General features: G+C 69.4%; 18 protein-coding genes. 7 read left to right on the top strand and 11 right to left on the bottom strand.

What is annotated here, in order from left to right:
* Positions 1-68: 68 nt before the first annotated feature.
* From G6N46_RS02795 to modA, 3 genes are read right to left on the bottom strand one after another with little or no spacing between them, the layout of a single operon-like run.
* Positions 69-1,157 (bottom strand): sulfate/molybdate ABC transporter ATP-binding protein, encoded by a 1,089-nt coding sequence (locus tag G6N46_RS02795; RefSeq protein ID WP_138249404.1) that lies wholly within the window; start codon positions 1,155-1,157, stop codon positions 69-71.
* Positions 1,154-1,957 (bottom strand): ABC transporter permease, encoded by an 804-nt coding sequence (locus tag G6N46_RS02790; RefSeq protein WP_135355726.1) that lies wholly within the window; start codon positions 1,955-1,957, stop codon positions 1,154-1,156. Before G6N46_RS02790 ends, G6N46_RS02795 begins: the two co-directional genes overlap by 4 nt.
* Positions 1,954-2,727, bottom strand: coding sequence for a molybdate ABC transporter substrate-binding protein (gene modA, locus G6N46_RS02785; RefSeq protein WP_407665073.1), 774 nt, complete (start codon positions 2,725-2,727; stop codon positions 1,954-1,956). The genes G6N46_RS02790 and modA overlap by 4 nt, the downstream gene beginning before the upstream one ends.
* A gap of 110 nt (positions 2,728-2,837) precedes the next feature.
* Here modA and G6N46_RS02780 point away from each other — a divergent pair, with 110 nt between their 5' ends.
* The 3 genes from G6N46_RS02780 to G6N46_RS02770 all read left to right on the top strand — a co-directional run bounded on the left by G6N46_RS02780 (position 2,838) and on the right by G6N46_RS02770 (position 6,037).
* Positions 2,838-3,509, top strand: a complete 672-nt coding sequence (locus G6N46_RS02780) for an SDR family oxidoreductase (protein ID WP_138249569.1) — start codon at positions 2,838-2,840, stop codon at positions 3,507-3,509.
* Positions 3,510-3,603: 94 nt separating this feature from the next.
* On the top strand, positions 3,604-4,533 hold the full coding sequence (locus G6N46_RS02775) for an LLM class F420-dependent oxidoreductase (protein WP_138249406.1): 930 nt from the start codon (positions 3,604-3,606) through the stop codon (positions 4,531-4,533).
* A gap of 100 nt (positions 4,534-4,633) precedes the next feature.
* The gene (locus G6N46_RS02770) at positions 4,634-6,037 is read left to right on the top strand and encodes a type II NADH:quinone oxidoreductase Ndh (protein WP_133427517.1); all 1,404 of its coding nucleotides are present in this window, start codon (positions 4,634-4,636) and stop codon (positions 6,035-6,037) included.
* On the opposite strand, the gene G6N46_RS02765 is transcribed toward G6N46_RS02770, so the two are convergent.
* The 8 genes from G6N46_RS02765 to G6N46_RS02730 all read right to left on the bottom strand — a co-directional run bounded on the left by G6N46_RS02765 (position 6,038) and on the right by G6N46_RS02730 (position 11,884).
* Positions 6,038-6,697 carry an urease accessory protein UreD gene (locus G6N46_RS02765; protein ID WP_138249407.1) on the bottom strand — a complete coding sequence of 220 codons (660 nt, stop codon included), beginning with the start codon at positions 6,695-6,697 and terminating at the stop codon, positions 6,038-6,040. It abuts the gene before it with no gap.
* 3 nt (positions 6,698-6,700) lie between these two features.
* Entirely contained in the window at positions 6,701-7,387 is a 687-nt protein-coding gene (gene ureG, locus G6N46_RS02760; RefSeq protein ID WP_138249408.1) for an urease accessory protein UreG, read from the bottom strand.
* A gap of 15 nt (positions 7,388-7,402) precedes the next feature.
* A complete protein-coding gene (locus tag G6N46_RS02755; RefSeq protein ID WP_138249409.1) occupies positions 7,403-8,038 on the bottom strand; it encodes an urease accessory protein UreF in 636 nt (211 codons plus the stop codon).
* Positions 8,038-9,759 carry an urease subunit alpha gene (locus G6N46_RS02750; RefSeq protein ID WP_138249410.1) on the bottom strand — a complete coding sequence of 574 codons (1,722 nt, stop codon included), beginning with the start codon at positions 9,757-9,759 and terminating at the stop codon, positions 8,038-8,040. The genes G6N46_RS02755 and G6N46_RS02750 overlap by 1 nt, the downstream gene beginning before the upstream one ends.
* Before the next feature lie 31 nt (positions 9,760-9,790).
* A complete protein-coding gene (locus G6N46_RS02745; protein WP_064857634.1) occupies positions 9,791-10,102 on the bottom strand; it encodes an urease subunit beta in 312 nt (103 codons plus the stop codon).
* A 42-nt stretch (positions 10,103-10,144) separates the two neighbouring features.
* Positions 10,145-10,447, bottom strand: coding sequence for an urease subunit gamma (locus tag G6N46_RS02740; protein WP_135355722.1), 303 nt, complete (start codon positions 10,445-10,447; stop codon positions 10,145-10,147).
* 78 nt (positions 10,448-10,525) lie between these two features.
* Positions 10,526-10,927 carry a PaaI family thioesterase gene (locus tag G6N46_RS02735; RefSeq protein WP_135355721.1) on the bottom strand — a complete coding sequence of 134 codons (402 nt, stop codon included), beginning with the start codon at positions 10,925-10,927 and terminating at the stop codon, positions 10,526-10,528.
* 186 nt (positions 10,928-11,113) lie between these two features.
* Positions 11,114-11,884 (bottom strand): iron reductase, encoded by a 771-nt coding sequence (locus tag G6N46_RS02730; RefSeq protein WP_133427523.1) that lies wholly within the window; start codon positions 11,882-11,884, stop codon positions 11,114-11,116.
* A 211-nt stretch (positions 11,885-12,095) separates the two neighbouring features.
* Here G6N46_RS02730 and G6N46_RS02725 point away from each other — a divergent pair, with 211 nt between their 5' ends.
* The 4 genes from G6N46_RS02725 (at position 12,096) to G6N46_RS02710 (ending at position 16,500) form a co-directional block, all read left to right on the top strand.
* Positions 12,096-12,512, top strand: coding sequence for a BlaI/MecI/CopY family transcriptional regulator (locus tag G6N46_RS02725; RefSeq protein ID WP_133427524.1), 417 nt, complete (start codon positions 12,096-12,098; stop codon positions 12,510-12,512).
* Positions 12,513-12,526: 14 nt separating this feature from the next.
* Positions 12,527-13,483: a M56 family metallopeptidase gene (locus tag G6N46_RS02720; RefSeq protein WP_135355720.1), complete on the top strand. Its 957-nt coding sequence runs from the start codon at positions 12,527-12,529 to the stop codon at positions 13,481-13,483.
* A 104-nt stretch (positions 13,484-13,587) separates the two neighbouring features.
* A complete protein-coding gene (gndA, locus tag G6N46_RS02715) occupies positions 13,588-15,054 on the top strand; it encodes an NADP-dependent phosphogluconate dehydrogenase (protein WP_135355719.1) in 1,467 nt (488 codons plus the stop codon).
* A 9-nt stretch (positions 15,055-15,063) separates the two neighbouring features.
* Positions 15,064-16,500: a GuaB1 family IMP dehydrogenase-related protein gene (locus tag G6N46_RS02710; protein WP_138249411.1), complete on the top strand. Its 1,437-nt coding sequence runs from the start codon at positions 15,064-15,066 to the stop codon at positions 16,498-16,500.
* Positions 16,501-16,680 lie beyond the last annotated feature (180 nt).

Raw genomic sequence — 16,680 nt, 5'->3', positions numbered from 1 at the left:
GGCAATATCGCTCGGTTGCTGAGGCGCCGCAGTGCCCCGCCGTGGCCCGGGACGCTCCGGGCGTGCCGTCAGGCGGGCCGAATCGCCACGTCCCGCGGATCGACGCCGAAGTACACCTGTTCCCCCGGAATCAGCCGTAGACCAGCGGCCACCTCCGCGCTGATGTCGGCCGCGAGCGCGCCACCGCCGTCGTCCGGCGCCTCGGCGCGCACGCGGATGACCAGGCCACGGTGATCCAGTTCCGCCACCACCACCGCGACGACGTTCACGTCGTCCGCGGGCGGTTCCCTGGACACCGACACCGCCGCCGGAGCGAACACCGCGATCGCCGGACCGCCCGGCGTCACGGCAGGCCCCCACACTCCGCGCCACGTCTGCCCCGCGGCCAGCACCGAACCGCCGTCGTCACCGGCGCGCCCACTGACCAGATTCACGCCCGCGAACCGCGCCCCGAACGCCGTCCGCGGCGCGGTCAGCACGTCGGCGACGGCGCCCGATTCGTCGATGCGGCCGCCCTCGATGACCACGATCCGATCCGCCAACGTGACGACGTCGAGAAGATCGTGACTCACCAGCACCGAACTGCGCCCGCCCGTCCCCAGGACGCCACGCAGCAGGCGGCGCATCGCCGAGGCGGCCGTGACGTCCAGACCGGAGAGCGGTTCGTCGAGCAGCAGCACGTCAGGTTCGGCGGCAAGCGCTCGGGCCAGTGCGACGCGCTGCGCCTGACCACCCGACAACTGGCCCGGCCGGCGATCGGCCAGTTCGGCGGCACCGACCTCACCCAGCCAGCGTCCGGCCGTCCGCCGCGCCTCGGTGTGTGCGCCCCGGCGGTGGAGATGGCGGGCCTGTGGCCCGAAGGCCACGTTGCCGGCGACCGTCAGGTGCGGAAACAGCGCCGGGTCCTGCAGCAGCAGGCCGACCCGCCGGTTGTGCACCGCGACGTGCACGCCCGATGCCGCGTCGGTCAGCAGGCGCTCGCCCACCCTCACGGTGCCCGCGTCGGGCCGCAGCAGACCGGCGATCACGTGCAGCACACTGGACTTTCCCGCGCCGTTGGGTCCGACGACGGCCAGCACCTCGCCTGCGGCGACGTCGAACTCCACGTCGATGCCGCGAGCCTCGATGATCGCGCGTACCGCGAGACCGCCCGTCACTGCCGGCCCTCCGCCTCGAAAGGCCCGTGACTGAACCGGGCGCCACCCATCGCCAGCACCACGACGGCCGCGACCACGACCAGCACCAGCGACAACGCCACGGCCGCGTCGGCATCGGCCTCGCGCTGCAGATAGATCTCCAGCGGCAGCGTGCGCGTCACGCCCTGACGGGAGCCGGCGAACGTCAGCGTGGCGCCGAACTCCCCCAGCGACCGCGCAAAGGCCAGCACCGCACCCGACACCAGGCCGGGCGCCAGCATCGGCAGCGTGACCCGGCGCCACACCGTGGTCGGGCGGGCGCCCAGCGTCGCCGCGACCGCCTCGTACTGCGACCCGGCCGTCCGGGCCGCCCCTTCCAGGGCGATCACCAGAAACGGCAGTGAGACGAACGTCTGCGCCAGCACGACCGCCGTCGTCGAGAAGGCGATGTGCACCCCCGCGGCGTCGAGGTACCTGCCGATCAGCCCGAGGCGGCCGAAGGCGTACAGCAGCGCAATACCGCCGACGACGGGCGGCAACACCAGCGGCAGCAGGATCAGCGGGCGGGTCCAGCGCACCACGCGCGACCCGCTGCGCGCCAGGACCAGTGCCATCGGCACCCCCAGCAACACACACAGCACGGTGCTGGCGGCTGCGGTCTTGAGGCTCAGGACCAGCGCGATCACCGACGACTCGCTGCTGATCAGCTCAAGGAACCGTGACCAGTCGACCTTCGCCGCGACCGCGATCAGCGGCAGGACGACGAACCACGCACCCAGTGCCGCGGGGACGTAGATCCAGCGCGGCAGCCCAGGGTTCAAGGCTTCGCGAACCCGAACTGCGCCAGGGTCTGGCGGCCCGTGTCACTCGTGACCAGGTCGACGAACCGCTGGGCGGCCGCCGCGTCGGCCGATGACTTCAGCACCCCGATCGGGTAGATGTTCACCGCCGACGCCGCCTGCGGGATGTCGACCTTGGACACCTTGTCACCTGCCGATCTGGCGTCGGTCTCATAGACGAGGCCGGCGTCGGCCTGGCCGCTGGTGACCTTGTTCAGCACGTCGGTCACCGACGTCTCCTCGCTGACGGGCTTGAGTTCCACGCCGGCGATCTTCTCCACCTTCCGCGCCGCCGTGCCGCACGGCACCTGACGGGCACACACCACGACGTTCAGCCCGGGCCGGGCCAGGTCACCGAAGTTGTTGACCTGCTTGGGATTACCCGGCGGGGTCACGATGACCAGCGTGTTGGATGCGAAGTTCACCGGGGTGCCCGCGAGCAACCCGGCCTTGGCCGCCTTGGTCATGTTGTTGGCGTCGGCCGAGGCGAACACGTCGGCCTTGGCCCCCTGCGTCAACTGTTCCACCAACGATGACGAGCCCGCGAAGTTGAACTGCACGTCCGCGCCCGGGTTGTCCTTCTCGTAGCGGTCGGCGAGCGCGGTGAACGCCTGCTTGAGGGACGCGGCCGCGTAGACGTTGACCACAGGGCCGGCCTTTTTGGAGCCAGAATCACACGCTGAGAGCGCGGTCACGGTTCCGAGCAGGACCAATACCGCCAGAACACGCAACAAATTGCGCATGAGCCACATTCGCCAAACCCTAGGGCTCATTCCTCCGCGTGGCGAGTTTCGCGCGCTAGCTACTGTCCAGTAACATGGCCGCAACCGCGTTCAGCGTTGCACACGAGGAGGCCCTGCTCATGGACGTTCTGGTCACCGGAGGCGACACCGACCTCGGCCGCGTCATCGCCGAAGGATTCCGTGACGCCGGGCACAACGTCGTCATCGCCGGCGCCCGCCGCGACGAGCTCGAAGTGGCCGCCAAGGAACTCGAAGTCGAGTCGATCGTGCTGGACAACACCGACGGCGCCACGCTCGAGGCGATGCGCGACAAGCTGCCGCAGCACCTCGACACCATAGTGAACGTGCCGGCTCCGGTCTGGTCCGCGGGCGACCCGCGCACCTACACGCTGGCCGAGCGCGCCGCCGTGTGGCGCAACACCCTCGACTCCTCGCTGCTGTCGGCGGTACTGACCGTCCAGATCCTCGGCGACCAGATGCGTTCGGGCGGCGCGATCGTGACCGTCGTGCCGGAGTGCCCCAAGGACGGCACCGCCGACGCCGCGATCAAGGCCGCCGTGTCGAACTGGACCGCCGGGCAGGCCGAGCACTTCGGCATCCGCGGCATCACCATCAACGTGGTCGCCGCCGGCCGTGGCAGCGAAGCGGGCTACGACGGCGTCGAGACCAGCGGCGCGACCGTCGGTTCCGAGCTGACCAAGCTCGCGCTCTTCCTGACCACGCCCGCCGCCCGCCACATCACCGGCGAGACGCTGCACGTGAGCGCAGGCGCGCTCGCGACCTTCGCCTGATCCGGCCCGGCCGGGTTTTATTCCCGTTTCGTCCGGGCTTCGCGCCCGGCGAAATGGGTGACGCCACAGCACCGTTGGTGATTAGGGTCGAATCGTGACGATTCGACTCGGACTTCAGATCCCCAATTTCTCCTACGGCACCGGTGTCGGTGAGCTGTTCCCGACCGTCATCGCCCAGGCCCAGGAAGCCGAGGCCGCGGGCTTCGACTCGGTCTTCGTGATGGACCACTTCTATCAGCTGCCCGGGCTGGGTACTCCCGACCAGCCCATGCTGGAGGCCTACACCGCACTCGGCGGGCTCGCCGTGGCCACCGAGCAGGTGCAGCTCGGCACGCTGGTCACGGGCAACACCTACCGCAACCCGACATTGCTGGCCAAGGCCATCACCACGCTCGACGTCATCAGTCAGGGCCGCGCCGTCCTGGGCATCGGCACCGGCTGGTTCGAACTCGAGCACGATTCACTGGGCTATGAGTTCGGGACGTTCACCGACCGGTTCAACAAGCTGGACGAGGCGCTCGAGATCATCCTGCCCATGCTCGCCGGGGAACGGCCCACCGTCGAGGGCAAGTACTACCGGACGCGTGAGGCGATGGCCGAGCCGCGCTTCCGCGACCACATCCCGCTGCTGATCGGCGGCCGTGGCGAGAAGAAGACCATTCCGCTGGCCGCACGGCACTTCGACCACCTGAACATCATCGGCGGCTTCGACGAGCTACCGCACAAGCTGGGCGTCGTCCGCGAGTCGTGCGAGAAGATCGACCGCGACCCGGCCACGCTGGAAACCAGCATGCTGCTCACCGTGCTCGTCGACGACCGGGCGACCCCCGACCTCATCCCCGAGGCCAACCGCCAGAACATGGTCGCCGGCAGCGCCGAGAGCGTCGCCGAACAGTTGAAGGCCAAGGTTTTCGACGTCGGCGTCGACGGCGTCATCGTCAACATCCCGACGCAGGTCACGGGCTACGTACCCGGCGTCATCAGCGCCCTCGGAGCTGCTCTGCATTCCGTGATCGGCGCCTAGTCGGGCCCGGTGGGGCATCTCACTGCATTGATCGATTCAGCTACGACTAGCCTGGTGGATGTAAACAGTCTTGTAGTAGTACGTCGAGGAGCCCCTCAACATGGTTCACCCCGGAGCTACGGCAACGGATCGCCACAAGGTCGTCATCATCGGTTCGGGCTTCGGTGGCCTGACCAGTGCCAAAGCCCTCAAGCACGCTGATGTCGACATCAAGCTGATCGCCCGTACCACCCACCACCTCTTTCAGCCGCTGCTGTATCAGGTGGCGACGGGCATCATCTCCGAAGGTGAGATCGCCCCACCGACCCGACTGATCCTGCGCAAGCAGAAGAACGCCCAGGTGCTGCTCGGCGACGTGACGCACATCGACCTGGAGAACCAGACCGTCGACTCGATCCTGCTGGGCCACACCTACAGCACGCCGTACGACAGCCTGATCATCGCCGCCGGCGCCGGTCAGTCGTACTTCGGCAACGACCACTTCGCCGAGTGGGCGCCGGGCATGAAGACCATCGACGACGCGCTCGAGCTGCGCGGCCGCATCCTGGGTGCGTTCGAGCAGGCCGAGCGGTCGAGCGATCCCGAGCGCCGCAAGAAGCTGCTGACCTTCGTGGTCGTCGGCGCCGGCCCGACCGGCGTCGAGATGGCCGGCCAGATCCAGGAGCTGTCCGACCAGACGCTCAAGGGCAGCTTCCGGCACATCGACCCGTCCGAGGCCAAGGTCATCCTGCTCGACGCCGCGCCCGCGGTGCTGCCGCCCATGGGCGAGAAGCTGGGCCTGAAGGCCAAGAACCGGCTCGAGAAGATGGGCGTCGAGATTCAGCTCAACGCCATGGTCACCGACGTCGACCGCAACGGCATCACCGTCAAGGACAAGGACGGCACCATCCGGCGCATCGAGTCGGCATGCAAGGTGTGGTCCGCCGGCGTGCAGGCCAGCCCGCTGGGCCGCGACCTGGCCAACCAGTCGGACGTCGAGATCGACCGGGCCGGCCGCGTCAAGGTGAACCCGGACCTCTCGGTCCCGGGCCACCCGAACGTCTTCGTCGTCGGCGACATGGCCTTCGTCGACGGTGTCCCGGGCATGGCGCAGGGCGCCATCCAGGGCGGCAAGCACGTCGCCGCGATCTTGAAGAACGAGGCCAAGGCCCGCGCGCACGGCACCAAACCCAAGCCGCGCGAACCGTTCTCGTACTTCGACAAGGGCTCGATGGCCACCGTCTCCAAGTGGAACGCCGTCGCGCAGATCCCGCTCGGTGAGAAGGCCAAGCTCGAATTCGGCGGCTTCATCGCCTGGCTGGCCTGGCTCGGGCTGCACCTGATCTACCTGGTGGGCTTCAAGACCAAGATCGCCACCCTGCTGTCGTGGACGGTGACGTTCATGAGCCGTCAGCGCGGTCAGCTGACCATCACCGAGCAGCAGGCCTACGCCCGCACCCGAATCGGCGAATTGGAGGAGATCGCATCGTCTGTGCAAGCCACCCCCGACCCGGTGGCTTCCTGACTAGAGACGCGGTCCCTGCCACGCCGACAGGCAACCCCCGTCGGCCAGGGCCATGACCACCCGATTTCGGCGCGGTTCGTACCGCTCGGCGGTGCGAACCACGCCGAAATCGCTTTCGGGGTACCGAAATTCGCTGACATAGGCGCGTGAGGTGGCGATCTCGTCGTCGCCCACCGCACCGGCACCGAGTTCGACGCGGTGCCGCACCACCGGCAGCGCATCATGATCGACGTGCAGTGTGCCCTCCCAGAAGCCCTGCTGTTCGCCGGCACGCCCGACCTGCACCCGTTCGCGCAGCCGCACCCGGCCCGCCTCGGCGATCTGCAACCGCGTCGTCGCCTGATGACTGCTGCCGCCGGCGATGACCGTCGGCTCGGGGTCGAGATCGAGCTCCCCCGCCACCTCGAGCTCCCAACCCGAGCGCGACTGCGTCGTCGTCGCACCGGGGAGCACCACCATCGCGGCGACACTGCGCACCTGCAGCCGGGCACCCGCCTCCACGATGACGCGCACGTCGATGGTGTCACCGCCCAACGGCGTTGCCGCCGTGGACACCAGGTGGACGGCGTCGGGGGCGGTGCGACGCGCGGCGATACCACCGACGCACTCGATGCGCGGGCCCCGGCCGGCGGTCGCGACGATCAGAACCTGGGTGTGCATGACTCAGGCGTTCGTGACCCCGGCGCCGGCGAGCTGTTCGCGTACCCAGGCCTGCACCAACGACGCCGCCGGATCCTCGGTGAGCGAGATGAGCACCGTCGGGCGGTCACCGCGCACCTGTCCGGCGTCGCGCCGCATGACGTCCAGGTCGGCGCCGACCATCGGCGCGAGATCGGTCTTGTTGACCACCAGCAGATCCGAGTACGTGACGCCGGGCCCGCCCTTGCGCGGCACCTTGTCACCGCCGGCCACGTCGACGACGAAGATCTGCACGTCGACCAGACCCGAGGAGAACGTCGCGGTCAGGTTGTCTCCCCCGGACTCGACGAGGATGAGGTCGAGCTTGTCGTTGCCCTCGATGAGATCGTCGATGGCGTCGAGGTTCGCGGTGATGTCGTCGCGAATCGCGGTGTGCGGGCAGCCGCCGGTCTGCACCGCGGCGATCCGCTCGTCGGGCAGCACGGCGTGCCGGCGCAGGAAGTCGGCGTCCTCGGTGGTGTAGATGTCGTTGGTCAGCACCGCCAGCGACAGTTCGTCGCGCAGCTGCCGGCACAGCGCCGCCACCAGCGCCGTCTTGCCGGAGCCGACGGGGCCGCCGACGCCGATGCGCAACGGCTCACCGGGCTGCCGCTCGCGCTTGGGCCGGTCGTGGTGATGGTGCGGCTGACCGTCGATGAAATGTGGTGACATGGTTGACCTTTCGGTTCAGGAGGCGAACAGGGGGCGGTCGCGGCCGGCGTGGCGTTGCGCCAGGACGTCGAGCAGTGGATCGGACAGGTCGGCGATGCCCTTCGCGGCTTCGGCTGCGGTGACGTCGCACAGCCCCGACAACTCGAAGGTGAGCGCCGCGACGTCGGCGGGGTCGAGCGCGAGCAGGCGTTGCGCTGCCGTCGCCGAACCCGTCATGGTGGTGTAAACGACTGTGGCGCAAGTCCGTTCGGGGTCGAGGCCACTGACGCGACCCACCACACCCGAGGCCACCGCGAGGTGCGGGCGGGTACCCAACGGGACCCAGTCCGTTTCGGGCCAGACCCGGCGCGCCAGCCGGACCAGCCCACGCCCCTGCGCCCGGGAAGCCTGCCGCGCGGCGGGAGCCGGTGTGCGCGCGTCGGTTTCGTGGTCGGCGGCCACCGGGTCGAGCCCGCTGTGGACCGCCGCCGCGATCGAGGCGGTGACGAGCCCCTGGGTCCGGATCCGCCGGCGCAGGTACGCCCGCAATGTCACGACGCCGGTCACCAGTCCGCTCGTGACCGCCTCCTCGATGCCACCGGAGTGCACGTGCCCGCCTGTCGGCAACCGCGAATCCGCCAGCGCCAGCAGGGTGGCCAAACCACCATCCATCAGAACAGGAAGTATCTCTGCGCCATGGGCAGCTCGGCGGCGGGCTGTTCCTGCCAGACCTCACTGTCGATGCGGACGGTGAAGGTGTCGGGATCGACGCGGATGTCGGGCATGGCGTCGTTGAGCGGCAGGTCTGCCTTGCCCCGGCCACGGACGTTCTTGACCGGAACGAGCCTGCGCCGCAAGCCGAGTCGGGCCGCGAGGTCGTCTTCGATCGCGGTGGGCGAGACGAAGTGCACCGCCAGACCCGCCGCCACCGTCGGGTGCGCGCCGAACATCGGCCGTGGCAGGACAGGCTGCGGCGTCGGGATCGAGGCGTTGGCGTCGCCCATCGCCGCCCAGGCGATCGCGCCGCCCTTGAGCACCAGGTGCGGACGGACGCCGAAGAACGCGGGCTCCCAGAGCACCAGGTCGGCCAGTTTGCCGACCTCCACCGAACCCAGCTCGTGATCGATACCGTGGGTCACCGCCGGGCAGATGGTGTACTTCGCGACGTAGCGGCGGACCCGGTTGTTGTCGGCCGCGCCGTCGCCGGGCAGCGGCCCGCGGCGCTTCTTCATCACGTGCGCCGTCTGCCACGTCCGCATCACCACCTCACCGATGCGCCCCATGGCCTGGCTGTCACTGCCGATCATCGAGATGGCGCCGATGTCGTGCAGCAGGTCCTCGGCGGCGATGGTCGACGGCCGAATCCGGCTCTCCGCGAACGCCAAATCCTCCGGCACTGCGGCGTTGAGGTGGTGGCACACCATCAGCATGTCGAGGTGTTCGTCGAGGGTGTTGACGGTGTGGGGCCGCGTCGGGTTGGTCGAGCTGGGCATCACGTTCGGATGGCTGGCCACCGTGATGATGTCGGGCGCGTGGCCACCGCCGGCGCCCTCGGTGTGGTACGCGTGGATGGCCCGGCCGGCGATGGCGGCCAGGGTGTCCTCGACGAATCCCATCTCGTTGAGGGTGTCGGAGTGCAGCGCCACCTGCACGTCGGCCTCCTCGGCCACCCGCAGGCAGGCGTCGATGGTGGCCGGTGTCGTGCCCCAGTCCTCGTGCAGCTTGAAACCGGCTGCGCCACCGCGCAATTGCTCCCACATGGAGTCGGGGTTGATGGTGTTGCCCTTGCCGAGCAACAGGATGTTCATCGGCCAGCCGTCGAGCGCCTGCAACATCCGCCCGAGATGCCAGGCGCCGGGCGTGACGGTGGTGGCCTTGCTGCCCTCGGCCGGCCCGGTGCCGCCACCGATCATGGTGGTGATGCCGCCGCCGATCGCCTCCTCCAGCAGCTGCGGACAGATGAAGTGGACGTGACAGTCGATGCCGCCCGCGGTGAGGATGCGCCCGTTTCCGGCGATGATCTCGGTGGACGGCCCCACCACCAGATCGGGGTGCACCCCGGACATGATGTCGGGGTTGCCGGCCTTACCGATGGCGACGATGCGGCCGTCCCGAATCCCGATGTCGGCCTTGATGATTCCCCAGTAGTCGATGATGATCGCGCCGGTGATCACGGTGTCCGGCGCACCGTCGGCCCGCGTCGTACGCGCCTGGCCCATCGACTCGCGCAGCACCTTGCCGCCGCCGAAGACGGCCTCGTCGCCCGACAGCCCGGGACCGCCACTGAGGTCCTCGGTGATCTCGATCAGCAGATCGGTGTCCGCCAGGCGAATCCGGTCGCCCGTCGTCGGCCCGAAGAGCGCCGCATACCGGGCGCGGGATAGGGAACTCATACGTGCCGTCCGTTCGTCGCGCGAGCGCTCATCAGCCATCCAGCTTTCCGGGCGGCGTCAGCGACAGCCCGTACACCTCACGCGTCCCACCCAGCGGTACCAGGGCAACCCGCTGGGCCACACCGGGTTCGAATCTGATCGCGGTGCCCGCCGGCACGTCGAGCCGGTAGCCGTGCGCCGCGGCCCGGTCGAAGTCCAACGCGGAATTGGCCTGCGGGAAATGCACGTGGCTGCCGACCTGCACCGGCCGGTCGCCGGTGTTCACCACGTCGAGGGTCAGCCGCTGCGCACCGGCATTGATGGCGATATCGCCGTCGCCATAAAGGATTTCGCCGGGGACCAGCCCCGTTCCTTCGGCAGTCGCGCGCTCGGTCATCGTCGGGCCTCAGGCGATCGGGTAGTGGACGGTGACGAGTTTGGTGCCATCCGGAAAGGTGGCCTCCACCTGGACGTCGGGCAGCATCTCCGGGACCCCCTCCATGACGTCGTCGCGACTGAGCACCTCACGGCCGCTGGCCATCAGCTCCGCGACGGTCCGCCCGTCGCGGGCGCCCTCCATCAAGTGATCGGTGATCACCGCGACGGCTTCGGGGTGATTGAGGCGCAACCCTCGGGCCTGCCGTCGGCGCGCCAGTTCGGCGGCGTACGAAATCAGCAGGCGTTCTTGCTCATGCGGCGTCAAACGCATAAGGGGCGATATTGCCACGGCACGCCGGGAATGGCATGTCGGGCGGGAGTTTTCGGCCCCTCACCGCACCCCGGGGGCTCAGCCCTCGAGATTCTGCAGCCGCACCTGACCCCGCGCGACGGGCCGATCGTCCTCGTCGGTGATGGTGACGAGCCACAACTGCTGGCGCCGGCCCCGGTGGATCGGCATCGAGGTGGCGGTGACGGTTCCGGCCTTGAGCGCGCGGAGAAAGTCGGTGTTGTTGTTGACGCCGACGACGGTGCCGCCACCGTGTTCGGCGAGCCAGACGTGGCCGGACACACTGGCCAGGCCCTCGACGATGGCGCAGTAGACACCCCCGTGCACGATCCCCCACGGCTGCAGAATCTTGTCGGTGATGGTCAGCTGGGCGCGGCCACCGTCCGGCGTGATCTCCAGGTAGGTCAGTCCGATTTCGTTGTCAAAGCCCTTGCCCAGGCCCTCAGGCGCAGATGTCGTCACGAATAGCTGTCTACACGAGCGCCGGCGGCGGCGGTCTGGACACCCGGGTGGCACGAAAGCGAGCAGGCCCCGCACCGATGGTGCGGGGCCTGCTCTTCGAATGGACCGGGAATCACTGCAGCCCTCAGGATTCCGGCGCGGTCCGGTGGTCTTTCGACTCCTAAAGAATAGGCAAGGCTTGCCTAATTAGCAAGCCCTTGCCAGCTGCACCCGATCGAGCCCGCGCACCGGCACACCAAACCCGACGAGGGTGTCCAGCACCGCCTGCGCGCGCCGCATACCGTCGGCCTCGCCCACCCCGGCCAACAGCGGCACCTGGGTCGCCGTGCTGACCACGGACGCGCCGACGATGTGCCACATCGCCGACACCGCCAGCAGGCCACCACTGACGTCGAACAGCTTCGCGAACAGCGGATTCAGCGCGCGGTGGCACCGGTGGGCCAACCACGTGGCGAGCGCCTCCTCGCCGGGGAACGCGACGACGCCCTCCCCGATCCGGCGCGTCGCCGGCACGCCCCGGCCGCCGAACACCGGGTCCCCGGGCAGCACCCGCAGCGTGGGGTCCGCGACGCCGACCCAGTCGATGCCGCCTTCCGAGTCGATGTGGACCCACAGGTTCTCCAGGCCCGGATCCCAGGCCCGGCCTTCCAACACCAGCAGCGGCACGACCCGTCCGACGACGACGTGCGCCAGCATCGCCGCCACCTGCTGGGCAGCCACCGCCTCGCTGCCGGTGTCGCCTACCGCCGTGTCGTACATCGTCTGCAGGCGGTCACCCGTCACGGCTTCGGCGAGCGGCCACCACCGGCGCCGTGAGATGTCGTCCATCACCGCGACGCCGTAGACCCGAGGATCGCCGGGGCACAACTCGCGCAGCCGGCGGCTCGACTCGTGCAGAGGAAGCATCCGGCGGATGTCCATCGTGGCGATCAGTGGGTCAATCACAGCGGAGGGCATGAACACATCCTTAGGTTAGGTTAGCCTTACTATAGTGACGACCCGCGAGATGTAAACCGCTGTGACGGGACTCACAAGTGGCCGAAAAATGGCCCTGACCGGGAACCCCAACGCTCCGCCGGGGCGTTGGGGAGAACATCCGAAATGGATACGACGCACGGTAGTAAATGCGTAGTACCCTGGAAACACTGCCGAAAGAGTGAAATAGGACATGGCGAAATTGACGCGACTGGGCGAGCTTGAGCGCGAGGCGATGGACCACCTGTGGTCCTCGCGTGAGCCACAGACCGTGCGTCAGGTGCATGAAGCCCTCGCGGAGCGCCGGGACCTGGCCTACACCACGATCATGACGGTGCTGCAGCGCCTGGCGAAGAAGAATCTGGTCGTCCAGCATCGTGACGACCGCGCGCACCGCTACGCACCTACCCACGGCCGCGACGAGCTGGTCGCCGGGCTGATGGTCGACGCCCTCGACCAGGCCGCGGACTCCGGCAGCCGCGTCGCGGCGCTGGTGCATTTCGTCGAACGCGTCGGCGTCGACGAGGCCGACGCGCTCCGGCGCGCCCTCGATGAGTTGGAAGCCAAGCACCGAATCCCACCGGCGACTGGCAATTCCGGCACCGCCTGAGAGACACTAAGCGCGTGTCCGCTCTGGCCTTCTCCTTCGTAGCGCTGATGCTGGTCGGGCCGGTCCCCGACTTGCTGGCACGCGCTTCGTGGCCACAGCGGGCCCCCCGGGCCGCGATCGTGTTGTGGCAATCCATCGCCATCGCCGCGGTGTTGTCCGCGTTCAGCGCCGGTATCGCCGTCGCGAGCAGGCTCTTCGCGCCCGGCCCAGACGGCAAGCCGACAACCACCGCGACCAGCGAGATCAGCGTCATGGGCTGGCCGCTGTGGATCACGCACGTCGCGGTCTTCGCGCTGACCCTCGTCGTCGGCGCGCGCCTGGCCATCGCCTTCGTCCAGGTCGCCATCGCGACCCGGCGGCGGCGCGCCCACCACCGGATGATCGTCGACCTCCTCGACTGTTCGCGGGACACCGCACCCGCACCCCAGGCCCGGCATCTGATCGGCCACGGCCTGCGCATCCTCGACGTCCAGCAGCCCCTCGCCTACTGCCTGCCCGGCGTCCGCAGCCGCGTCGTGCTCAGTGAAGGTGCGCTCAAGCACCTCGATGACAGCGAGATCGCCGCCATCCTCAGCCACGAACACGCACACCTGCGCGCCCGACACGACCTGGTGCTCGAGATGTTCATCGCCGTGCACGCCGCCTTCCCCCGCTTCGTCCGGAGCGCCAGCGCCCTCGACGCGGTCCGCTTCCTCATCGAACTGCTCGCCGACGACGCCGCCGTCCGGGCCACCGGCCCCACGCCGCTGGCCCGCGCCCTCGTGGCCTGCGCGTCCGGGCGGGCGCCCAAGGGCGCCCTCGCCGCCGGCGGGCCGACCACCGTCCTGCGGGTGCAGCGCCTGGCCGGCGAACCCAACAGCTCGTGGGTGGCCGCCGCCGCGTACCTGGCGGCCGCCGCCGTCCTGGTCGTACCGACCGTCGCCGTGGCAGTGCCCTGGCTCACTGAATTGCACCGGTTGTTCTTCTCGTAGACTTTGCGACTGGCAGCATCTCCCTTCGGTGGCGGATGACGCCGCGCCGGCCCCGGCCGGTCCGAAATGCTGTGCGCCACAACCAAACAACGAAAGGGCCAGCCGTGAGCTCGTCGGGAAACCCGGAATCAACCACCGCTACCGCCCAGATCGGGGTCACCGGCCTGGCCGTCATGGGCTCCAATCTCGCCCGTAACTTCGCCCGCCACGGCTACACCGTCGCGCTGCACAACCGCTCCGTCGCCAAGACCGACGCGCTGCTGGCCGAGCACGGCGCGGAGGGCAAGTTCGTCCGCAGCGAGACCATCGCCGAGTTCCTCGACGCGCTCGAGAAGCCGCGCCGCGTGATCATCATGGTCAAGGCCGGCGACCCGACCGACGCCGTCATCAACGAGCTCGCCGACGCCATGGAGCCCGGCGACATCATCATCGACGGTGGCAATGCGCTGTACACCGACACCATCCGCCGCGAAAAGGCCATCCGCGAGCGCGGCCTGCACTTCGTCGGCGCAGGCATCTCCGGTGGCGAGGAGGGCGCACTCAACGGCCCGTCGATCATGCCGGGCGGGCCCGCCGAGTCGTACGTCTCGCTCGGGCCGCTGCTCGAAGAGATCTCCGCGCACGTCGACGGCGTCCCGTGCTGCACGCACATCGGTCCCGACGGCGCCGGCCACTTCGTCAAGATGGTGCACAACGGCATCGAGTACTCCGACATGCAGCTCATCGGCGAGGCCTACCAGCTGCTGCGCGACGGCCTCGGCATGGCGGCCGGCGAGATCGCCGACGTGTTCGCCGAGTGGAACAAGGGCGACCTGGACAGCTACCTGATCGAGATCACCGCCGAGGTGCTCAAGCAGGTCGACGCCAAGACCGGCAAGCCGCTGGTCGACGTCATCGTCGACGAGGCCGAGCAGAAGGGCACCGGCCGCTGGACCGTCAAGTCGGCGCTGGACCTCGGCATCCCCATCACCGGCATCGCCGAGGCCGTTTTCGCCCGCGCCCTGTCGGGCTCGGTGCCGCAGCGGCGCGCGACGGTCGGCCTGGCCTCGGGCCACCTCGGCGAAAAGCCCAGCGACGCCACGAAATTCATCGAGGACGTGCGGCAGGCGCTGTACGCCTCCAAGATCGTCGCGTATGCGCAGGGCTTCAACCAGATCGAGGCCGGCAGCGCCGAATACGGCTGGAACGTCAAGCCCGGCGACCTGGCCACCATCTGGCGTGGCGGCTGCATCATCCGCGCCAAGTTCCTGAACCGGATCAAGGACGCGTTCGACGCCGAACCGGAACTCGCCACCCTGCTGGCGGCGCCGTACTTCCGCAGCGCGGTCGAGTCGGGCATCGACAGCTGGCGCCGCGTCGTCGTGACGGCCACCGAGCTGGGCATCCCGGTCCCGGGCTTCGCGTCGTCGCTGTCGTACTACGACGCGCTGCGCACCGAACGGCTGCCCGCCGCGCTGACGCAGGGCCTGCGCGACTTCTTCGGCGCCCACACCTACGGCCGCACCGACGCGCCCGAGGGCAAGAAGTTCCACACCCTCTGGAGCGGCGACCGTACCGAGGTCGAGGCCTAGGCTGGAGGCGTGCAGTTTCTCGACGGCCACCGGCCCCCGTATGACCTGACCTACAACGACGTCTTCGTGGTCCCTGGGCGCTCGGAACTGACGTCCCGCTTCGACGTCGACCTGGCCACCACCGACGGCACGGGCACCACCATCCCGATCGTCGTCGCCAACATGACCGCGGTCGCGGGCCGCCGGATGGCCGAGACCGTCGCCCGTCGCGGCGGCATCGTCGTGCTGCCGCAGGACCTGCCCATCGATGCGGTCCGGGGCACCGTCGACTTCGTCAAGAGCCGCGACCTGGTGGTCGACACCCCGGTCGTGCTCGCCCCCGACGACGCGGTCTCGGACGCGCTGGCCCTGATCCACAAGCGGGCCCACGGCGCGGCGGTGGTCCTCGACGGCGGCCGGCCGCTCGGCCTGGTCACCGAGGCGGGCTGCGCCGGAGTGGACCGGTTCGCGCGGGTCCGCGACGTGGCCAGCACCGATTTCGTGTCCGCGCCGGCGGGCACCGAACCCCGCAAGGTGTTCGACCTGCTGGAGCACTCCCAGACCGGTGTCGCGGTGCTCACCAACGCCGACGGTTCGCTGGCCGGTGTGCTCACCCGCACGGGGGCCATCCGCACCGGTATCTACACCCCCGCCGTCGACGCCCAGGGCCGGCTCCGGATCGCGGCGGCCGTCGGCATCAATGGTGACGTCGCCGCCAAGGCGCGGGCGCTGGCCGAAGTCGGCGTGGACGTCCTGGTCGTCGACACCGCACACGGGCACCAGGCCAAGATGCTCGACGCCCTGTCGGCGGTGGCCGCGCTGGATCTCGGCCTGCCGCTGGCGGCCGGCAACGTGGTGTCGGGCGCCGGCACCCGCGACCTGATCAACGCCGGCGCGTCCATCGTCAAGGTGGGCGTCGGCCCCGGCGCCATGTGCACCACCCGCATGATGACCGGCGTGGGCCGTCCGCAGTTCTCCGCCGTCGTCGAATGTGCCGCGGCGGCAAAGGAACTCGGCGGCCACGTGTGGGCCGACGGCGGCGTCCGGCACCCGCGCGACGTGGCACTGGCGCTGGCCGCAGGTGCCTCGAACGTCATGATCGGCTCGTGGTTCGCCGGCACGTACGAGTCGCCCGGCGACCTGCTGATGGACCGCGAGGGCCGCGTCTACAAGGAGAGCTTCGGCATGGCCTCCAAGCGCGCGGTGGCAGCGCGCACGGCCGGTGACGGTGCGTTCGACCGCGCCCGCAAGGCCCTGTTCGAAGAGGGCATCTCGTCGTCCAAGATGGCGCTGGACCCGGTCCGCGGCGGCGTCGAGGACCTGCTCGACCACATCACCTCCGGCGTCCGCAGCACGTGTACCTACGTCGGCGCGGCAAACCTGGCCGAACTGCACGAGAAGGTGGTGCTCGGGGTGCAGTCGGCCGCGGGATTCGCCGAAGGGCACCCGCTGCCGACGGGTTGGTGAGCAGGTCCGAAAGGGCCGACCAGCTACCATTGGCCTACGGCCGCCGAACGCAGCAGGCGTCGGTCGGCCGTCGATACCGATTCAGCGAAAGGGAGCACGTGCCGCAGGCACCCGTTGGGGCGTTGACCGTCCCGAGCCAGGCGGGAGCGTGCCAGGCCGATCAGGCACTCCCCGAGCCGG

The organism is Mycolicibacterium phocaicum, from assembly GCF_010731115.1.
In the GTDB taxonomy this organism is placed as follows: Bacteria; Actinomycetota; Actinomycetes; order Mycobacteriales; family Mycobacteriaceae; genus Mycobacterium; species Mycobacterium phocaicum.
Note: the sequence above shows the minus strand (reverse complement) of the source record. Positions and strands in the feature narration are given on the sequence as shown.

Bases quoted from the DNA above. Each gene is read 5' to 3' on its own strand.
- G6N46_RS02755 (WP_138249409.1), bottom strand. From the start codon at position 8,038: ATGGATGGTGGTTTGGCCACCCTGCTGGCGCTGGCGGATTCGCGGTTG.
- G6N46_RS02765 (WP_138249407.1), bottom strand. From the start codon at position 6,697: ATGCACACCCAGGTTCTGATCGTCGCGACCGCCGGCCGGGGCCCGCGC.
- G6N46_RS02740 (WP_135355722.1), bottom strand. From the start codon at position 10,447: ATGCGTTTGACGCCGCATGAGCAAGAACGCCTGCTGATTTCGTACGCC.
- ureG (WP_138249408.1), bottom strand. From the start codon at position 7,387: ATGTCACCACATTTCATCGACGGTCAGCCGCACCATCACCACGACCGG.
- modA (WP_407665073.1), bottom strand. From the start codon at position 2,727: ATGTGGCTCATGCGCAATTTGTTGCGTGTTCTGGCGGTATTGGTCCTG.
- G6N46_RS02770 (WP_133427517.1), top strand. From the start codon at position 4,634: ATGGTTCACCCCGGAGCTACGGCAACGGATCGCCACAAGGTCGTCATC.
- G6N46_RS02725 (WP_133427524.1), top strand. From the start codon at position 12,096: ATGGCGAAATTGACGCGACTGGGCGAGCTTGAGCGCGAGGCGATGGAC.
- G6N46_RS02780 (WP_138249569.1), top strand. From the start codon at position 2,838: ATGGACGTTCTGGTCACCGGAGGCGACACCGACCTCGGCCGCGTCATC.
- G6N46_RS02730 (WP_133427523.1), bottom strand. From the start codon at position 11,884: ATGCCCTCCGCTGTGATTGACCCACTGATCGCCACGATGGACATCCGC.
- G6N46_RS02750 (WP_138249410.1), bottom strand. From the start codon at position 9,759: ATGAGTTCCCTATCCCGCGCCCGGTATGCGGCGCTCTTCGGGCCGACG.